The sequence below is a fragment of the Pedobacter sp. MR2016-19 genome (assembly GCF_014947265.1).
Lineage (GTDB): Bacteria > Bacteroidota > Bacteroidia > Sphingobacteriales > Sphingobacteriaceae > Pedobacter.
Window position 1 is genome coordinate 519612 of record NZ_JADCNK010000003.1, and the last position, 18610, is coordinate 538221.

At 36.9% G+C, this 18610-nt stretch carries 14 protein-coding genes; 5 read left to right on the top strand and 9 right to left on the bottom strand.

Going from position 1 to position 18610, the window contains the following annotated elements:
* Position 1 precedes the first annotated feature (1 nt).
* The gene (locus IM793_RS06850) at positions 2–3007 is read right to left on the bottom strand and encodes a sensor histidine kinase (protein ID WP_193420319.1); all 3006 of its coding nucleotides are present in this window, start codon (positions 3005–3007) and stop codon (positions 2–4) included.
* Positions 2997–3782 carry a LytTR family DNA-binding domain-containing protein gene (locus IM793_RS06855; RefSeq protein WP_132396943.1) on the bottom strand — a complete coding sequence of 262 codons (786 nt, stop codon included), beginning with the start codon at positions 3780–3782 and terminating at the stop codon, positions 2997–2999. Before IM793_RS06855 ends, IM793_RS06850 begins: the two co-directional genes overlap by 11 nt.
* 125 nt (positions 3783–3907) lie before the next feature.
* Here IM793_RS06855 and IM793_RS06860 point away from each other — a divergent pair, with 125 nt between their 5' ends.
* On the top strand, positions 3908–4645 hold the full coding sequence (locus IM793_RS06860; protein WP_132396945.1) for a ferritin-like domain-containing protein: 738 nt from the start codon (positions 3908–3910) through the stop codon (positions 4643–4645).
* A 19-nt stretch (positions 4646–4664) separates the two neighbouring features.
* The gene (locus tag IM793_RS06865) at positions 4665–5552 is read left to right on the top strand and encodes a ferritin-like domain-containing protein (RefSeq protein WP_193420320.1); all 888 of its coding nucleotides are present in this window, start codon (positions 4665–4667) and stop codon (positions 5550–5552) included.
* Between the two features lie 168 nt (positions 5553–5720).
* On the opposite strand, the gene IM793_RS06870 is transcribed toward IM793_RS06865, so the two are convergent.
* From IM793_RS06870 to IM793_RS06885, 4 genes are all read right to left on the bottom strand, one after another.
* Complete coding sequence (locus tag IM793_RS06870) at positions 5721–6845, bottom strand: CofH family radical SAM protein (RefSeq protein ID WP_193420321.1); 1125 nt, start codon at positions 6843–6845, stop codon at positions 5721–5723.
* A gap of 122 nt (positions 6846–6967) precedes the next feature.
* Complete coding sequence (locus IM793_RS06875) at positions 6968–7963, bottom strand: hypothetical protein (RefSeq protein ID WP_193420322.1); 996 nt, start codon at positions 7961–7963, stop codon at positions 6968–6970.
* A gap of 27 nt (positions 7964–7990) precedes the next feature.
* Positions 7991–9100 carry a hypothetical protein gene (locus tag IM793_RS06880; RefSeq protein WP_193420323.1) on the bottom strand — a complete coding sequence of 370 codons (1110 nt, stop codon included), beginning with the start codon at positions 9098–9100 and terminating at the stop codon, positions 7991–7993.
* 23 nt (positions 9101–9123) lie between these two features.
* Positions 9124–9822: a hypothetical protein gene (locus tag IM793_RS06885; protein WP_193420324.1), complete on the bottom strand. Its 699-nt coding sequence runs from the start codon at positions 9820–9822 to the stop codon at positions 9124–9126.
* Between the two features lie 176 nt (positions 9823–9998).
* Here IM793_RS06885 and IM793_RS06890 point away from each other — a divergent pair, with 176 nt between their 5' ends.
* Both IM793_RS06890 and IM793_RS06895 read left to right on the top strand, forming a co-directional pair.
* Positions 9999–11243, top strand: a complete 1245-nt coding sequence (locus IM793_RS06890) for a pitrilysin family protein (protein WP_193420325.1) — start codon at positions 9999–10001, stop codon at positions 11241–11243.
* Positions 11236–12507, top strand: coding sequence for a pitrilysin family protein (locus tag IM793_RS06895; protein ID WP_193420326.1), 1272 nt, complete (start codon positions 11236–11238; stop codon positions 12505–12507). The genes IM793_RS06890 and IM793_RS06895 overlap by 8 nt, the downstream gene beginning before the upstream one ends.
* Before the next feature lie 155 nt (positions 12508–12662).
* Here the strand turns inward: IM793_RS06895 and IM793_RS06900 are convergent, their stop codons facing one another.
* Genes IM793_RS06900 through IM793_RS06910 form a run of 3 tightly spaced genes read right to left on the bottom strand, consistent with a single transcriptional unit; the run spans position 12663 to position 16849 of the window.
* Positions 12663–12944: a pyrimidine/purine nucleoside phosphorylase gene (locus tag IM793_RS06900; protein ID WP_193420327.1), complete on the bottom strand. Its 282-nt coding sequence runs from the start codon at positions 12942–12944 to the stop codon at positions 12663–12665.
* Between the two features lie 3 nt (positions 12945–12947).
* Positions 12948–14843 (bottom strand): DUF3857 domain-containing protein, encoded by a 1896-nt coding sequence (locus IM793_RS06905; RefSeq protein WP_193420328.1) that lies wholly within the window; start codon positions 14841–14843, stop codon positions 12948–12950.
* Positions 14843–16849: a DUF3857 domain-containing protein gene (locus IM793_RS06910; RefSeq protein ID WP_193420329.1), complete on the bottom strand. Its 2007-nt coding sequence runs from the start codon at positions 16847–16849 to the stop codon at positions 14843–14845. Before IM793_RS06910 ends, IM793_RS06905 begins: the two co-directional genes overlap by 1 nt.
* A 240-nt stretch (positions 16850–17089) precedes the next feature.
* Between IM793_RS06910 and guaB the strand changes: the two genes are divergently transcribed.
* Positions 17090–18559, top strand: coding sequence for an IMP dehydrogenase (guaB, locus tag IM793_RS06915; protein ID WP_193420330.1), 1470 nt, complete (start codon positions 17090–17092; stop codon positions 18557–18559).
* Positions 18560–18610 lie beyond the last annotated feature (51 nt).

An 18610-nucleotide genomic window follows, 5' to 3' on the forward strand; every position in this document is an offset into this window, starting at 1 on the left:
TCTATTTTAATGGTATAGAAATCGATACCGTCGTACCATTTGTGGTATTCTGTCTCACGTTTAAGTGTATAGGTTTTGCTCCAATCTGACCTAAAAGGTGCAATCTTTCTTTAGTTAACTGCATACCTTTGCTGATATGGGTATCCTTTTTATCCTTTAAAGAGTTATCAATTCCAATCCCATCATCAATAATTTCAATGTTAAGATAGAATTCATCCTGAAGTTTAATGTTGATCAGAATTTCGCCGCCCGTTTCTTTTGGCATAATGCCATGCCATATTGCATTTTCTATATAAGGTTGCAACAGCATAGATGGGATAAAGGTTTCTTCTTTGTCGATATCTTCATCAACATTAAAAATATAGGCTAATTTATCACCGAACCGGTTTTTCTCCAGTTTGAGATAGAGGTTTAGGTATTCCAGTTCCTCTTCAAGTGATATATAACTCTTTGTACAGATTTCCAGGTTTTTTCTAATCAGTCTGGCAAATCCCGTTAAGACTTTATTCGCAGACGCTGTATTCTGCGTATTAATGTAATGCTGGATGGAATTCATTACATTAAATACGAAATGCGGATTCATCATGGCTTGTAAAGCCTGCTGCTCAAGCATTAATACTTTATTTTTGAGTAATAATTGTTCCTGCTCTTTATCTTTTTGTTTACGGGTGATGTAAACCGCCACTTTATAGAAGATATAAGCCACCAGCAGGATTAAAATGGATAAAAACCATAGACTTTGCCAGAAATGTTTTTTAATGGTGAAAGATATTTTTGCCGATTCGCCCCAATTACCGTTTTGGCTTTTTGCACTTACTTCGAATACATAATCGCCTGGTTGCAGTGAAGAAAAATCTAATCGCCTGGTACGGGTTTCCAACCAGGCCGAATTTTCATTTAAACGGTAACGATAGGTAATATCGCTGGTGGTAAAATCAACTGCGCTAAAGGTAAACAGAATGGTATTGTTACCAGTTTCGAAAGTAAAGTTGTCCTGATCAACCGGCAAACGCTCGTTATCTTTAATGATAGAGGTAACGTACACCTTGGGAAGATTTTTAACGATATTTTTATTATTATATTTAAATAAGATCAGGCCTTTGTTTGTTGCAAAATAGGCGGTGCTGTCATCAATGAACAAACTGTTGATATCGTCACTCAAAAGATCCTTACCGTAATCAAAATTGGCTACGCTGGGTTGATCGGGATAATCTGCAATTTTATTAACACCTTTATTTGTTAATACCCATATTTCGCTGTTTTTTACGAATATTTTAGTGCAGACATTATTGGTCAATCCGTCTTTTTGAGTGATCTGCCTTGTAATCTGGTTATTTTTGTAAAAGATTAAACCATAGCCATCCGTCGCCAAAATTAGTGTTCCATCTGCCAGCTGTTGTATATCGTTTATTCTTTTGGTGAGTAATGGATGATTTTCGTAGTGTTTAATCAGTTTCCCTTTAGAAAATTGAGATAACCCGTTAATATTAGAAAACCACAAACTGCCTTCGCGATCGTAAAAAACATGGTAGGAACGATCCTTAAAGAAATCTTCTTTTTCCCGGTATTTTGCGGCATTAAATTCGAATTTTGTTCTTCTGTCCGATAAGAAAACAACACCTGATGATAGGGCCAGGGCAAGATGATTATTATTTTTACCTACGCTAAAGTGTTTAATTACGAACATTGAGTTATTCGATTCTTTTAAATAACTTACTTCATTACTGCTCTTATAGATATTTTTGAAAACACCCATTCCATAATCGGATGCAAAATATATAGATTGGTCTTTTGGGTCGAAAGTAATCTGTTTAATGGTTTTGTATTTCTTAAAATCGTCTAAACCGATCTCATCTACCTGATAATTGTTGATGGTTAATACGTCGATTACAGCGTCATCAGTACCTAACCAAAGGCGATTTTTCCCATCTTTAGTAATGCTTTTGATTACGTTGCTACTCAGACCTGATTCTGCATCAATAATCGATAATCGGTTATTCGTATTCGGAAGCATGTAAATCCCCTGATTGGTGGCAAACCACATGTTCTGATTATTGTCCTTAATTACCTGGTTTACTGAAATATCCTGAAGATATTGGACTGTTTTTCCGCTTTTATCAAGCGCGAAGGCTCCGTTAGCATTCGACAACCAGACTTCTTTGTTCGTAACATCATAATAAAAATATCCCGACATGTTCTTGATCAGGTTCTGAGGGATAGGAATAAGGTCGTTAATGTTTCCGTGTGTATATTGTTTTAAACCTCCGCCATCCAGGTAAAATAAAGATCTGTGGCTGCTATTTGTAGCAGTCATGTAGGAGAGGGGCTGCACTTTTGACCTGATCATGGAAAAAGTTTTACCATTAAATTGCTGCACGCTTAAGTCGCTATATGCAAATATGTTACCTTGCTCATCTTCATGAATAAAGGCATTAATAAACTTATCATTTAGGTTTGGGGAAATATATTTTTTGATGGTTTTTCCGTCCCAGCAAACAATCAGATTAGCGTTTGTTCCGAGCCAGATCCGCCCAGATTTATCTACTAAAAAGGAAACAATTACCGTATTAAAATTCAGCTTTTTGAGCAGTTCGTCATTATTCTGGTTGTAAAACTTTCCTTCCTTTAAATAGCTGAGCTGACCGTTTAAGGCAAAAAACCACAAGCGGCCTTCTTTGTCTTCTTTCATCTGCAGGATCTGCGTATCAGGCAGTCCGTCTTCGATCGTAAAATTCTGAAAATTTGTGCCATCAAAACGACTCAATCCATTATCTGTTGCAATCCAGATAAAACCTTTTTTATCCTGTAAAATGTAATAACAGTTGTTGCTGGCTAAACCATTTTTGGAAGTGTAATGCGGGAGATAGGTGGTTTGTGCAAGTAGCGTTTTCGGGATGCTAAATAAAATGATCCCAAATAAAAAAGCAATAAAAGAGCGGCTGAAGTTTAATTTCAGGATTGCTTTTTCAGCAAATAAAGCCACTTTTTTGCCTGGTTTAATGATCACTGTTTGCTTTTGTAAATAATTTTATTTTTTCAAAAAAATCGCTTGCTCTTCTTCTGGAAATATTAATACTTTCTCCATTTTTCAAAAAAACCTGAAGTCCGTTTTTAGAATTATACTCTTTTAAATGGTTAAGGTTGATGATGCTCGACTTATGGATCCGTACAAACTGGTCGCCGGGTAAAAGCTCCTCAAATTCCCGTAAAACTTTCGAAACCGTTATTTTATCATGATTACTTAAGTGTACAATAGAATAATTGCTATCTGCTTCAATGTAGATAATATCGTCAATATCAATCATTTTAAAACCCTGTCCATAAGGAAGTGTAAGTTTCCTGATTTCTGATCGTGAGCTTAAACTGGAAGCCAGATTATTGATTCTTTCGTCGTTTTCGTTCTGGCTTTTAAAAAGCTTGATATGTTGAAAAACCTTGTCTACAGCTATTTTAAGTTCATCAATATCAATTGGCTTTAACAAATAATCGAGTGCATTTGCTTTGATCGCCTTTAGTGCATATTGATCGTAAGCAGTGGTAAATATAACGGCTGCATTGTGTTTTTGTGCATCCGGGATAAGTTCAAAGCCATTTCCCCCAGGCATGGCAATATCCAGGAAAATCAGATCAATGGGATGATGTGCTAAAATATCTTTTGCCTCCGCTACAGATCTTGCAATACCGGTAATTTCTACCTGCGGGCAGTTCTGTTGCAGTAAAAAAAATAGCGATGAGCGTGCAAATTCCTCATCGTCAACAATAATGGCTTTTAGTTGGGTCATAGCTATAGGTTGGTGAATGTATTAAAATGGTCTTACAAAAAAAAATACAAATCAAAAAAACCAGTGTTCTGATTGTCACGTATGTATCATCAAACGAATTCAAAACCACTAAAACATAGAGGACTATGAAAAACAATGAACTAGAAACAAAAAGTGAACTTCGGGAAGAAAGTTTATTTGACAAAACTGTAGGCAGAAGGTCTTTTCTTCAGTATGCAGGTGCAGGTGCTGCAGGAATTGCTTTGGTAGCAGCTGGTTGTAAAAAAGATCGCGGTTATGAAAACCCAACTATGAATGGGGGCGCTACATTAGATTTTAAAGATGATATTGGGGTATTAAATTATGCTTATGCTTTAGAGCAACTGGAAGCTGCATTCTATATTCAGGTTGCCAATAGTAACACTCAATTCACCGGGTCAAATGCTGCAGCAAAAAAGGCATATTTTCAGGATATTCAGTTTCACGAAATTGCACATAGAGAATTTTTCAAAGCAGCCCTAACCACATCTGCAATCGGAAGTTTACAGGTAGATTTCTCATCAATTGATTTTACCAGCGAAGCAAGCGTACTCGCAACTGCAATGGCATTTGAAGATTTGGGGGTATCAGCTTATAATGGTGCCGGACCAAGACTCAAAAATGCAACATATTTGCTGTTAGCCGGCAAGATTGTTTCAGTTGAAGCCCGCCACGCAGCTTATGTACGTGATTTAGTCTCAAATGGAACATTTGCTGATCTCAATAGCCTTGCTTCATTGGGTGCCAATAATTCGGCTGGATTAGATGCAGCTTTAACGCCTGATAAGGTATTAGCCATTGCTGGAAAATATGTTAAAACCAAAATTAATGTAATCAATCTTTAATTTTTAAAATCAGAAAATCATGAATATCGTAAATATATTAGAAGAAATTGAAAAAGTTGACGGCGAAATCTATGAGCGTTTAAATCCGAGAAGAGCCGCAATGAAAAGCTTTTTCAACATGGGCAAAAAAATCTCATTAGCTGCTATGCCGCTGGCCCTGGGTTCAATGTTTCAAAAAGCGTATGGACAAACAGCATTACCTGCTGCAGTTGTTGATGTATTAAACTTTGCTTTGTCGTTAGAGTATTTAGAATACCATTTTTATAATCACTGTATTGTAGGTAAAACTGCAGGATCATCGGTAACCGATGTTACCTTTAATTTTCCTAATGCAGCCAGCCAAGCAGCCATTACTACTATTCGTGACCACGAAAAGGCACACGTTGATTTATTGGTAGGTGCTTTGGGAAGTTCTGCCCGTGCACCTATTGCATACGCAGATACTGATTTTAGGGCAGGTGGAGCATTTGCTTCGGTATATTCTGATTATAATACTTTTTTGGCTGTAGCACAAGGTTTTGAAGATACAGGAGTTAGAGCTTACAAAGGTCAGGCAGGAGCCTTACTAGGTAGTCCTGTATTGCAAACAGCTTTACAGATTCACTCGGTTGAGGCACGTCATGCTTCGCACATCCGTCAAATGCGGACAGCAGCTGGTACAGCTGTATACAAACCATGGGTTAGTCTTGGTGCTTCAGGGCAAGCAAATGATTCAGGAGTGGCCGCTGTTGATGCAGTATATGCTGGTGAAGATTTAACCGTACAAGCTGGTGCAAACATTGTGGGAATAGGTGGCAATGCAGGTATAACCAAAGCAGCAGCGGTAGAAAGTTTTGACGAGCCTTTAGATAAAGCGAGTGTAGTAACTATTGCCAACTTATTCTTAAGGGACGGTAAAAAATTATAGTGTATAAACAAACATATTCACATTATTAATTAGGTAATGTTTGGTTTAAGGTAGGGAGGTAGAACTTGGTTTTACTTCCCTTTTTTGATCAGGATTTCTAGGATTGTATGATTTTCAGGATTGATTGGTAGAAACTTCGTCCATCCCACATCATCCATTTTCCATCACCTAGTACGTAATCACCTGCTCTTCTAAATGCTCCGGTAAATCCCTGTAATTGTATTTTTGTCCACGTAACTGAGGTTCGAAACCTGCAGCTTTAATGGATTGTTGGATACCATTCGCCGTAAACCGGTGTGGTGCACCAGCAGCTGATACTACGTTTTCTTCAATCATGATTGATCCAAAATCGTTAGCACCTGCATGTAAACAAAGCTGTGCAGTAGCTTTTCCAACGGTTAACCAGCTGGCCTGAATATTTTTGATGTTTGGCAACATGATGCGGCTCAAGGCAATCATACGGATATATTCATCAGCTGTTACATTGTTGCTGATTCCGCGTAATCTTTTTAGTAAAGTGCCATCATCCTGGAAAGGCCAGGGAATAAAGGCCAGAAATCCGTTTGCACCGGCTGGTTTTTCACTCTGTACCTGACGGATCCATACTAAATGCTCAAAACGCTCTTCAATGGTTTCTACGTGTCCAAACATCATGGTTGCAGAGGTAGTGATATCTAATTGATGGCATGCACGCATTACATCAAGCCATTCCTGTCCACCGCATTTACCTTTCGAGATTAAACGCCTTACGCGATCGTTCAAAATTTCTGCACCAGCTCCAGGAAGAGAATCCATACCAGCTTCTTTTAACGCTTTTAATACTTCAGTATGCGTCATTCCTTCCAACTTTGCCACGTGTGCAATTTCTGGTGGACCTAAAGTATGCAGTTTTAAATCAGGATATAATTCTTTTAATTTTTTGAAAAGATCGGCATAAAAGGCCAGACCCAAATCGGGGTGATGGCCACCTTGTAACAACAACTGATCGCCGCCTAAACGGAAAGTCTCTTCAATTTTTACCTTATAAGTTTCGATATCAGTAATGTAACTTTCATCGTGGCCAGGCCTGCGGAAGAAATTACAGAATTTACAGTTGGCTATACAAACGTTGGTGGTATTTACATTACGGTCAATCTGCCAGGTTACTTTTCCACTGGGTACCTGAATCTTTCTCAATTCATTCGCCACAAACATCAACGATGCTGTATCGGCATGATGGTATAAATGTACTCCTTCTTCAAGGCTCAAAAAATCGAAATGTAATGCCCGTTGCAGTAGATCGGCTGTATTCATATTGCAAAAATACTAAATTGTTTATAGATCAATGCTTAGTTATTATGGCATAAAAGTAAATTTTTGACATAAAAAAAGAGCGACTGCAATTAAACAGCCACTCTTTAACTTATATTTTAAGTTTATTTTAAAGCTAATAAAAAGCCAATAGTAAAGTTAGCGTCCCAATCAAATACAAAAGTATCACAGTTGGTTGCATCTTTAATGGCTTTGTAAATGTTGACACCGCTTTTAATCTTAATTTTGTCGGTATTATATTTATCAGGATCATTTAAAACGGTAAATCTTTCTTCACCTGTGCGGGTTTGTTTTGCGAGCTCAAAAGGCACACCACCAATGATGAAGCAAACTTCGCGTTTTCCGGATGGAATTTTTAAAGTAATAGATTTTACATCATTGTAAACGGCATCGTCTTTTAAATTTTTCTCGTAATATTTAGCCCCCGGAGCTTCAGCAGATTTAATATCGCCATCCATCCAGGAAATTTTTGTATTGCCAGAACCAATATCCACCACAAAAGAATTGTCATAATAAGAGGGAGGTAAAACGCATTTCAAAGCCAGTTTTCCTTCTTGCTCTGCTGTAACCAGGTTAACAACAAAGCCCATTTTCTTTAGTTCTGAAACGATAGTAGTTGTTTTAGGCTCTTTTTGAGCACCTGAACTAATTACAAAGTGAATATTTTTAGACTTAACACCTTTATCAAACATTGCACCTATGTAATCTTTTAGGCCAGTTCTAATATCAGCGGTATTAGCCAAACCTTCGTAAACAAAAGATTTACCGAAATCTTTAGAGATAATTTCCCAGCGTTTTTCTTTATCAATATTAACTACGAAAGAGTTAAAGCCTGATGCACCCACTTCAACAACACCTTTATATTCGCCATTTACAGGTTTTTCCGGGGTGTAGTTAAAAGTTCTTTTATCATCATTTTTGGCAGCAGCAGGGGATGAGGACGACTGCTCGGTACTGTCTTTTTTACTTTTGCCGGGATTTGATATAGCATCAATTTTGCCTGATTCAAAAGCCCAGTAACCTAATCCAATAATTGGTATTGCAATAATAATTGCCTTTATAGGCCAGCGTAATCTTGCCCAGATTGATTTTTCTTCCATTGTGATATTGTTTAATTTAAATGTTGATTAATCTAATAATGTAAATCCTTTATCTACCTTTTCTTCAGGTTTAAGCTCGTAAGCAGCGTCAGACATTCTGCTTACATTAAGCATTTTAAGGTTACGATCGTCTACTTTTTTGATAAATTCTTCTAACTCACTTTGTGATGGCGCACCACCAACGGTAATGTTATTATTTTGATCTAAGAAATCAAGGTTTGAACGAATAGACGCTATGTTTTGGCTTATGGCACCAGTAGCAGCATTCATAGCCTCCTGAAAAGCCCAACCATCTTTAATGTTAAATACTTCTGCAAGTCCTTCAGTAGCATTTTTCATTTTTTGAGTAGCTTCCAGTTTTTTCGAAATAATAGAAATACTGCTATCCAAAGTACTTACATAAATGCGGGCTGCACTTTCATTATCTTTCAAAACCTCTAAAACTTTAGCAAACTGATTGGCATATTGTACATAACTGCGGGCATTTTGTTCTTCTGCTTCGCCTTCTTTACCTAACAAAAATGCTTTTGTTCGGGTTTCTTTAGCATCTCTGTTTAAATCGTTCGCTTTTTCGATGTTATTGTTTGTCTTTTCCTGATTTGCTTTTTCATCTAAATTTGCTGCTTCCAGCGTGAAACGTTTAGCATAGGTATATTTTTCTTCAGCAGTTTTTTGTGCCGTTTCGCCACTTTGAATCATATCAATGCGAACACCATCAACATTCGTAATTTTATCTTTTACTCTTTTTAAAGTGTCTTTTGCATCTTTTGATAACAGTTGAAGCGTTTCAATAGGATTACCTCTGATGATTGCTTTTTCACCTTTAAAAATTAAAATTGTACCTAAACGGTTTAATAAGGAGATAATTTTCGGAGCCAATAAAAGCAAAACAATGAGTATAATACTGAAGATAACCAATAGAATACTTTTGGCTGCATAAACCAGCATAATTGGCAGAAATTTAAAAAATGCAAATGCACCTCCTAAAATGAGCGCCCAAAAAAAGATACTCGAAATTACCTTTTTACCTTCAGGAGTTTGCACCTGACTGGGAAGATGATCGCCCAAAACCTGAAATATCGGCAGCTGGCTCTTAATCTCAGCCGGAATATTTACATACTGATTTTTGTTTTCCATTACTTGTCGTTAATTTTAATTGTTTAATTTATGTTTGTTTCAATTATGCTTAATGCCTTTTCAATATCCATAATCACCTCATTAACCGCTGCATTACCTAAGGCAATTTTTTGATCAATATCTTTTAATTGTGGGTCGTACTTGGCGTTAATACTTTTTAAATCCTGTTCTTTTGCTTGTAGTTTGGCTTTAAGATCGGCAATGTTTTGTTCAATAGATTTAATTTCACTTACCAGGCTATCCTTTTCATCAACCAAATTATTTTCTATAGTTTGTTTTTGTTGTTGTTTCTGGCTGCTTTCCTGATCTATAACTTTCTTTAATTCGGTAGCATAATTACGCCCTGTAGCTAATAGTTTTTGCTTGTTTAAGTCTTTTTCTACATATTTTAATGATGTAAAAGCAGCTTTTATAGTTGTAGCATCAATACTGCCCATTTCTGCTGCTGCATTCCAAACTTCAAAAAAATCAAGTCCAGGCTCGTTCATTCTTTCCAGTATACCTAAAACTTTTACCTTCATTTGCTTAACATCTGTAACACCTATTACAGTAACATTTTGCTTTAGATTAGTCTGTGCCTGGTTAGTTACAGGTTCAGCCGCTTTTGTAGGGGGGAGTGGCCTATCTTGCAAGTTATCAGTCGTTTCTGCACTATCTTCGAATATTAGTTTTTTTAAACTATTTAAAATTCCAAAAGAATTTTTTGCTGTTTCCTCGCCCATGATTAATGATTATCTGGTGCTAAAATAATAAAAATAGAATAGGTTAAGTGGCAAAACATGTTTTATACTATTCCAGTTAAAAGAATTTTAAAAATATCTGGAGCAGTCGTCATAATTATTAATCACTTTCTGCTAAATGAATTATTAAATTATCTTTACCCACACTAAAAATTAATATGGTAGATTTTAATCGTTTTACACTTGCCAATGGTTTAAAAGTTTTGGTGCATGAAGATGCGACAACGCCAATGGCAGTTTTAAATATTTTATATGATGTTGGTGCCCGTGACGAGGACCCAGAAAAAACCGGTTTTGCGCATTTATTTGAACATTTAATGTTCGGCGGATCGGTAAATATTCCGAATTATGATGAGCCTTTGCAGCGCGTAGGTGGTGAGAACAACGCTTTTACGAGTAATGATATTACCAATTATTACATTACGTTGCCTGCAGAAAACATAGAAACGGCATTTTGGCTGGAAAGCGACCGGATGCTGAGCCTGGCTTTTTCTGAAAAAAGTTTAGATACGCAAAGGAATGTAGTAAGCGAGGAGTTTAAGCAACGTTACCTTAACCAGCCTTATGGTGATGTTTGGTTAAAATTGCGTCCGCTGGCTTATAAAAAGCATTCTTACCGCTGGGCAACTATTGGCAAAGAACTTTCGCATATTGAAAATGCAACAATGGATGATGTAAAAGCATTTTTCAAGAAACATTATACGCCACAAAATGCAATTTTGGTTGTTGGAGGAAACGTGAAAACAGCAGATGTGAAAAAAATGGCTGAAAAGTGGTTCGAACCGATTCCAGCTGGTGATAAATATAATCGAAATTTAATTCAGGAAGATTCTCAAACAGAAGCCAGGCAAGAAACAGTTAGGGCTAACGTACCTTTAAATGCAATTTATATGGCTTTTAAAATGCCGGGACGATTAAATCAGGATTATTACGCCTTTGATTTATTATCCGATATTTTATCACGGGGACAGTCTTCGCGTTTGTACAATAGCCTGTTGAAAGAACAAAAACTTTTTAGCGATATCAACGCTTATATTTCAAGTAGTTTAGATCCGGGTTTGTTTATTGTTGAGGGTAAACTGGTTGAAGGGGTAACAATTGAAACTGCCGAAAAGGCAATCTGGGCTGAACTGGAAAAATTAAAGACCGAACTCGTTTCTGAAACTGAATTAACTAAGGTAAAGAACAAGGTAGAATCAGTACTTGTGTTTTCTGAGATGAGCCTGCTTGATAAAGCAATGAACCTGGCTTACTATGAACTATTGGGCGATGCTGCTATATTGAACCGGGAAACCGAAGAATTTTTAAAAGTAGAGGCAAAAGATATCAAAAGGATATCTAACGAAACTTTTAACCATAAATCATCATCTACTTTATATTACTTAACTGAAGAAAATGCTTAACAGACAACAGGCGCCTGATTTTAAGCAGGTATCGACAATAAATTTTATCCATCCGGAGAAAAAAGTATTAGATAATGGTGTACCCGTTTTCACTATTTATTCTGGTGAGCAGGATCTGGTACGTATCGAATTTATTTTCGATAATGTTAACTGGAAATCCGAAAAACCATTGCAGGCTATTGCAGTGAGCGCATTGATCAATAATGGAACAAATAAATTATCTGCAAAAGAGATAGCCGAACAAATTGATTTTTATGGTGCATTTTTCCAAACAGAATATGTCCAGGATCAATCTTCGGTTACATTGTATACTTTAAATAAACATTTACGTTCGGCATTACCGATTGTGAAAGATGTTTTATCAGAAAGTCAGTTTCCACAGCAGGAGCTAGATATTTACATCCAAAACAAGAAACAAAAACTGCAGGTAAACCTCAAGAAAAACGATATTCTTGCTAGAAAGGAGTTTGCGCACGCTTTATTTGGTAATACCGCCTATGGTGTAAATATACAGGCTGAACATTATGATGCTTTAAAACGTGAAGACCTGGTTGATTATTTTAAAGCGGCTTATGCACCTAACAACTGCACCATTATCATTTCTGGAAAGTTTGATGAGGCAAGTTTTAATTTGCTGAACGATGCCTTTGGTAAAGATTGGGAGAAGAGTAATGCCATAAAAAACAGTTTTGATTTCGCTGCAACTGCAAAACAGACTATTTATACTGAAAAACCAGAAGCTTTGCAGTCTGCTATCAGGATTGGTCAGTTGGCCATTAACCGTAAACATGAAGATTTCTCCGGACTTCAGATTCTAAATACCGTTTTAGGGGGGTATTTTGGTTCGCGCTTAATGAACAATATCCGTGAAGATAAAGGCTATACTTATGGTATTGGTTCAGGGGTTTCTTCGCTGCAGCAAGCAGGTTATCTTTTTATCGCCACCGAAGTTGGTGCAGATGTGTGTTCGGCTGCATTAACTGAGATTTATAAAGAGATTGAGATATTGAAAACTGAACTGGTAGGGAACGAGGAACTGGACCTGGTTCGGAACTACATGCTGGGTTCGATGTTGGGTAGTTTGGAGAATGTTTTCTCTCATGCCGATAAATTCAAGAATATTTATTTCGCAGGATTGGATTACGATTACTATACCAAATATATAGAGAAAGTTAAAACCATTACTGCTGAAGAATTACTTGCCTTAGCGAATAAATACCTGATTACAGATACTTTTACAGAAGTAGTAATTGGGAAGAAGTAAGTGTCTAGAGGCCGTCATTTCGAGCGGAGTGCAACGAAGTCGAGAAATCTGCAAAGATAGATCTCTCCATTCCACTACATTTCAGTCGAGATGACGGCCCTAGGTTATTTCAGTATTTATTGCTCTAGGTTTGAAACTAGAATTCTATAATCAAACTATCTATACTGGCATAAATATGCCGTTTGTACAGTCGTTTTTACTTTAAATGATGAATTTGCAGGAACTTCGAAATTACTGCCTGCTTTAATACTTTGCCATTCAGTGGTTTCTGGAAGTAAGGCTTCTAATTCACCCTCAATAACATGCATAATTTCTTTTTGAGCAGTACCAAAGGTATATTCTCCCGGATTGATAATGCCAATGGTCGATTTGCCTTCAGCAGTTTCATAGCCTAACGATTTAACGTTGCCATCAAAATATTGGTTTTCAGTAATCATGATTTATAAGGTTTTAGCTAAAACAGCTTTTTGTTTATCGGCCTGATAGATCTTTTTATAAAAATCTACATACTCCCCATACTTTTCTGGTGGATATTTTTTATTGTTCATGGTTTGCGTGCGGTTATAAACAATCGTATTGTCTTTTATACTGAATTTAGCGCTGTACGACCCAAACTCCGAAGTAATGGTAATATCTTTAGGAATAAATTCTACATTGTAGCCTTTTGGAAGAATATAGTTGATTTCATCATCATCGTTATAGCTAAAAGGAACGGCAAAATAGGTTTTTCGGTTCTCTACTTTAAGTGGCACACTTTCGCGACGGTTAATCTGGTTTACGACCAAAAATAATTTATCTCCACCTTTAGTTAGTATTGGATTGGTTTTAAAGTTAATCTCTTCGGTAAGCACAGGGACCGTTTTATCTGCCTGCAAATACTTATAGCTGGTTAGCGCTGCAACCGGAATAGAACTCTCTTCAATAATTCTTTTCCTAAGTTCAACAGGCTCCATCAGTGTCATCGAAAAATTTTCTTCAAACTGGGCATTGCCATAGGTAGATCTGATTTCCGAATCTGCTGTACCATCTTCGGCGAGTATAATTTTGGTTTTTCTGATCTGGTAATTTTCCTTTGCATTATAAACTGGAGTATGCACTATTTTTCCACCGTCTTCTGTCACCATTAATACATTCCGGTCAGAATTGCTGTAACCAATAAAACCCATGGGTTTATATTGACTGGTACACTCTAAAAAAGTAGTATCCTTTTCGAGTGGTACACATAAAATCATGTGGTTGGCCTGCCCCATGCTCGAATAATTTGGATTTAAACTAGGCATATCATTTCCAATAACAATTAAATTTGAGGCAATTCCTGCTTCGTTAAGCAAGGCTTTCATGTAATTAGAGAGTGCTTTACAATCGCCGTAATTCACCTGTGCCACTTTTTCAGCCAAAATAGGCCTGAAGCCACCTATTCCTAGTTGAACACTTACATAACGGGTATTTTGCTGCAAATGGTGATATAGAATCCGGATCTTTTCTTTTGGTGTTTTTGCATCCTTAATTAAGTTCTGCACCATTAATCTGGTTGCTTCCGGAAGTTTATTTCCTCCCTGATTTAATGTAAACAACCACGAACCAAAATTTTTCCAATTGTCGAAATTTCCTGTAGAGCCATCGTATTCGAACTGATTTGGAGCTGCCTTAACCCAGGCAGAAATGTTATCAATCCCTGTACTTAAAGGCTCTTCAGCAACAGCGCTAACATTGGCACTTTTCCATTTATACTGTATTTTTTCTCCATTAATTACCGAGTCGGTCTTTAAATTCGAACTCGTAATGTACCTCATTTTGTAGTTCTTTGCCTTTTGAATGGTGTAAGCTGATTTTTCTACAGATACACCAAAGCCTTTCAAATCATGCCACGAAGGAAAAGATAACAATCCGTTATAGTCCTGACTATAACTGTATTCTATAGTGTATGGATAAGTTACACTTATAAATTTTAAGAGCTTAAGCCTGTTGTCTTCAAAGATTGAAAAATCCGAAATCAGGCTTTGGTCTTTAATATCCGAACTTTTATAATCTTTTACTTTTTTGCCTGCAGCATCGTAGAGGGTTGCTTTGATGTTATAGATGCTGCTGAATTTATCATAAACCTCTGCCATTTCTCCATATTGATCGCCCGCTTTGTTCAAAATGGTAATTGCAATTTTATAATCCATTTTTGCAGCCCCAAGCCCTTTAACATCAAAAAAAGATTCTTCATTCCTGATCACCACAATTGCATCTTTTTTCAGGTTTTCGGGAATTTTTGCTACATCATAATCTGTTTGCGCAAATACAGTATTAATACCCAAAAGCGCAAGCGCTAAACTTAAATAATATTTCATTATCCTTTCTTTTTAAATACAATCTGTTCGGCCTGTTTTTCTACCACGGTTTTGAATAATTCTTTTAGATCGAAATATTCTTCTGGCGTATAAAATGATTTATTTACGTTGATGCTGCTTTTTACCAGCAAGGTTTTGCCTTCTGCTATATAATTAATGGTAAAGGTTCCGTTCTCTTCCGGAAGTTTGTAAATTCCTCCTTTAGGAAGTTTATCTATTTCATAATCTTCAGGAAAGTTTACTGTAATGCGGTAGCTTTCTTTAAATGGATAGGCAAAATCAACAGGGAATTTACGCTGTTCCAGTTTAAATAAATTTTCTTTTGTTCTTTCAAAAAGGAGCGGGGTGAAGTACACCAGGTTGCCGGCTTCCTCAACATTATCTTCAATTACTGCGTCCATACTTTCGCTCAGTAATTCGTCGACGTTATCAAGATTGTCAATTTTGTAAGCAGAAACCTCAAGGCCTGTTTTATCCTTTTTGAAACCTTTTATAAACTCGGTTTCGTTATTGGTTGTCCTGTATTTATTGCGCAGGTTTAAGGCTGCATAACCTTTAGAATATTGGTTGATTGTTCCAGACAGTTTATGCTCTTTATCCAGCACCATATTGTAAACAAAAATCTTTTCGCTAGGTATATTAGGTTCGGTAGAAAGCCATTTACCATCGTTATTTTTTAAATCCATGTAAAAACCCTGGTGGCTCAGGTTTTCATAATCCAACATTCCGGCAGGTAAATCCCGATCTGTTGCATCAAGATAATAAATGGTATTGCCGATCTGAGTAACAGCGATTACATTGTTAAATGCGGAGATTAACGGATAACCGGGGTGCGTGCCATTTTCCCTTGTACTGATCAGCACCGGATAGGCTTCAATTTTAGCCTCTTTTAGTAAACTTAATAAAGCCAGATTGATATCGCCTGATGATCCTGTTTTCTTTTCAAAAAGATTTTTAGGATTGGTTTCGTTTGAATATTTAGAATATTGCTTATTCCATTTTAAACTGGTTTTAACATAGTTGAAAATAAGTTTAACGGCAGCCAATGTATCTTTTTCACCTTTTAAAATGCCAGGAAGCACCGATTTTGCATAGCCGTTACGGTTAATATATCCCCCAAAGTTTTCATCCTGAGCCAGCTCGTTGATGATTTTAGGCCAGGAGCCATTATAATCATGATATACATCTCCCGGAAAACTGGTTGCCCTTAATTCAAATTCAATCTTTGGATTATAGTCATCCATGGTGGTCACATATGGCTCATCTTTTAAAGCAGGCATATTCTCTGCACAATATTTATCGTATACCGCATTTGAATTTACACCAGTTACATAAGATGCACTTACATTTTGGTGAAGCGGATGATCAACCTGATAATAACCAGTCATATTGGTTTTATAAGTCAGGTACTCTGGTATTCTCACATTATATTCCGACCAAAGTGTAGGAACACTTGATTGAAACCGCCAGCCGCGTAACGTAAAAATAAAATCTGATTTGATCTTATATTTAAATTCAATGATCGAACCTTCTTTCACGTTAGGAAGCGCAAACTTTTTGATCACATAGTTTTTGTTAAACTCTTCGGTAAACTTGGCATCTTTGTTAAGTTTGCTGGTTACCATCTTACCATCAACCATATTATAGGTTGCAGCATCCATGTAGTTAAGGTCTTCTTTTGCCGAATTGCTGCTTTTATAAAGTTCTACTTTAAAATTGGCAAGATCATAACCGTTTTTGTTTAAAATCTTGTAACGGATGTGTCTTTCAAAAACATAAACAAAGCCATCTGAAGACGGGCCTATTTCAAAATAGCAGTTGCCAACATCAAACAGTTTAATCGCCGAAGCCGAAGAGTCTTGCCCCGAGGCTTTTACTTCGAATTCTGTTGGTGCAATTTTACCAAACTTAAATTCTCTTTTTACCGGTTGAGTAGTTTGGGCATAGGTGGTGCTAACTCCAATGCAAAGCATTAAAGTCAGAAATCTGAGAGCATTTTTCTGCATTATAAAATTAGTTCTTTGGTTTCTACAATGATAAAAACATTCTCCGAATTATTTTGAAATAATTTTCGGTTAATACGTTTTGATTTTTATAGGGTATAGGTAGGAGCGACGGAAAAAATAAATCCAGTTATGGGCATTGTCAGCCAAGCTCAATATTTAAGTAATTTAAACTCTATACTTTTATTTTTGCATTATTTTCGTATCTTTGCCTGGCAAATAATAAATCCTAATTTATTTGCTATGCAACTCGATTCCACAAAATTTATTGCCACAGGTTTAACGTACGACGACGTATTATTAGTACCCGCATATTCCGAAATTCTGCCCCGTGAAGTAAATACATCCACTTTTTTAACAAAAAAAATCAAACTTAATGTTCCATTGATTTCTGCCGCAATGGATACCGTAACAGAGGCTGAGCTTGCCATTGCAATTGCACAAAATGGTGGTATCGGGATGTTACATAAAAACATGACCATAGAAAGACAAGCTGCAGAAGTACGTAAAGTTAAGCGTTCAGAAAGTGGTATGATCCAGGATCCTGTTACCTTATTGGAGACAGCTGTTGTGGCCGATGCTTTCAAAATCATGAAAGAACATAAAATTGGTGGCATTCCGGTTGTAAGCAGCGATAATAAACTTGTTGGAATTATTACAAACAGAGATTTACGTTTCCAAAAAGATATGAAGCGGCCGATTTCTGAGGTAATGACAAAAGATAATCTAATCATTGCACCAGAAGGTACTACTTTAGTACAGGCTGAAGAAATTCTTCAGAACCACAAAATCGAGAAACTTCCCGTAGTAAGCAAAGATGGTTACCTAAGTGGTTTAATCACCTTTAAAGATATTTCGAAAGTAAAAAATTATCCTGTTGCCTGTAAAGATGAACGTGGCCGTTTACGTGTGGGTGCTGCTGTTGGCGTAACTGCCGATACCATTGAAAGGGTTGATGCTTTAGTTGCAGCCGGAGTTGATGTAATTACCATCGATACCGCTCACGGTCACTCTAAAGGAGTAGTCGATAAATTAAAAGAAGTAAAAAATAAGTACCCTGAATTACAGGTAATTGTTGGTAACATTGCTACTGGTGCTGCTGCAAAATTCCTGGCCGATGCTGGTGCAGATGCTGTTAAAGTAGGTATAGGTCCGGGATCTATTTGTACCACCAGAATTATTGCCGGAGTTGGTGTTCCTCAGTTATATGCAGTTTACGAATGTGCTAAAGCATTAAAAGGTACAGGTGTACCAGTAATTGCTGATGGTGGTATTAAACATACTGGTGATATTGCTAAGGCAATTGCTTCTGGAGCAAGTACCGTAATGGCGGGTTCGTTATTTGCAGGAGTAGAAGAATCGCCGGGTGAAACCATTATTTACGAAGGACGTAAATTTAAATCTTACCGTGGAATGGGTTCAATTGAAGCGATGGAACAAGGTTCTAAGGACCGTTATTTCCAGGATGTTGAAGACGATATTAAAAAGTTAGTTCCTGAAGGTATTGTTGGTCGTGTGCCTTTTAAAGGTACTTTGGCTGAAGTAATGTACCAGTATATTGGCGGTTTACGTGCAAGTATGGGTTACTGTGGAGCCGCAAATATTGAAGCATTACAAGAAGCGCAGTTTGTACAGATTACTGCTGCAGGTATGCGCGAAAGTCATCCACATGATATCACTATCACCAAAGAAGCACCTAATTACACCAGATAGGGTTAAGGCAGAAGAAGAGGGGAGAAGGTTGAAGGTAATATTTACTCAATC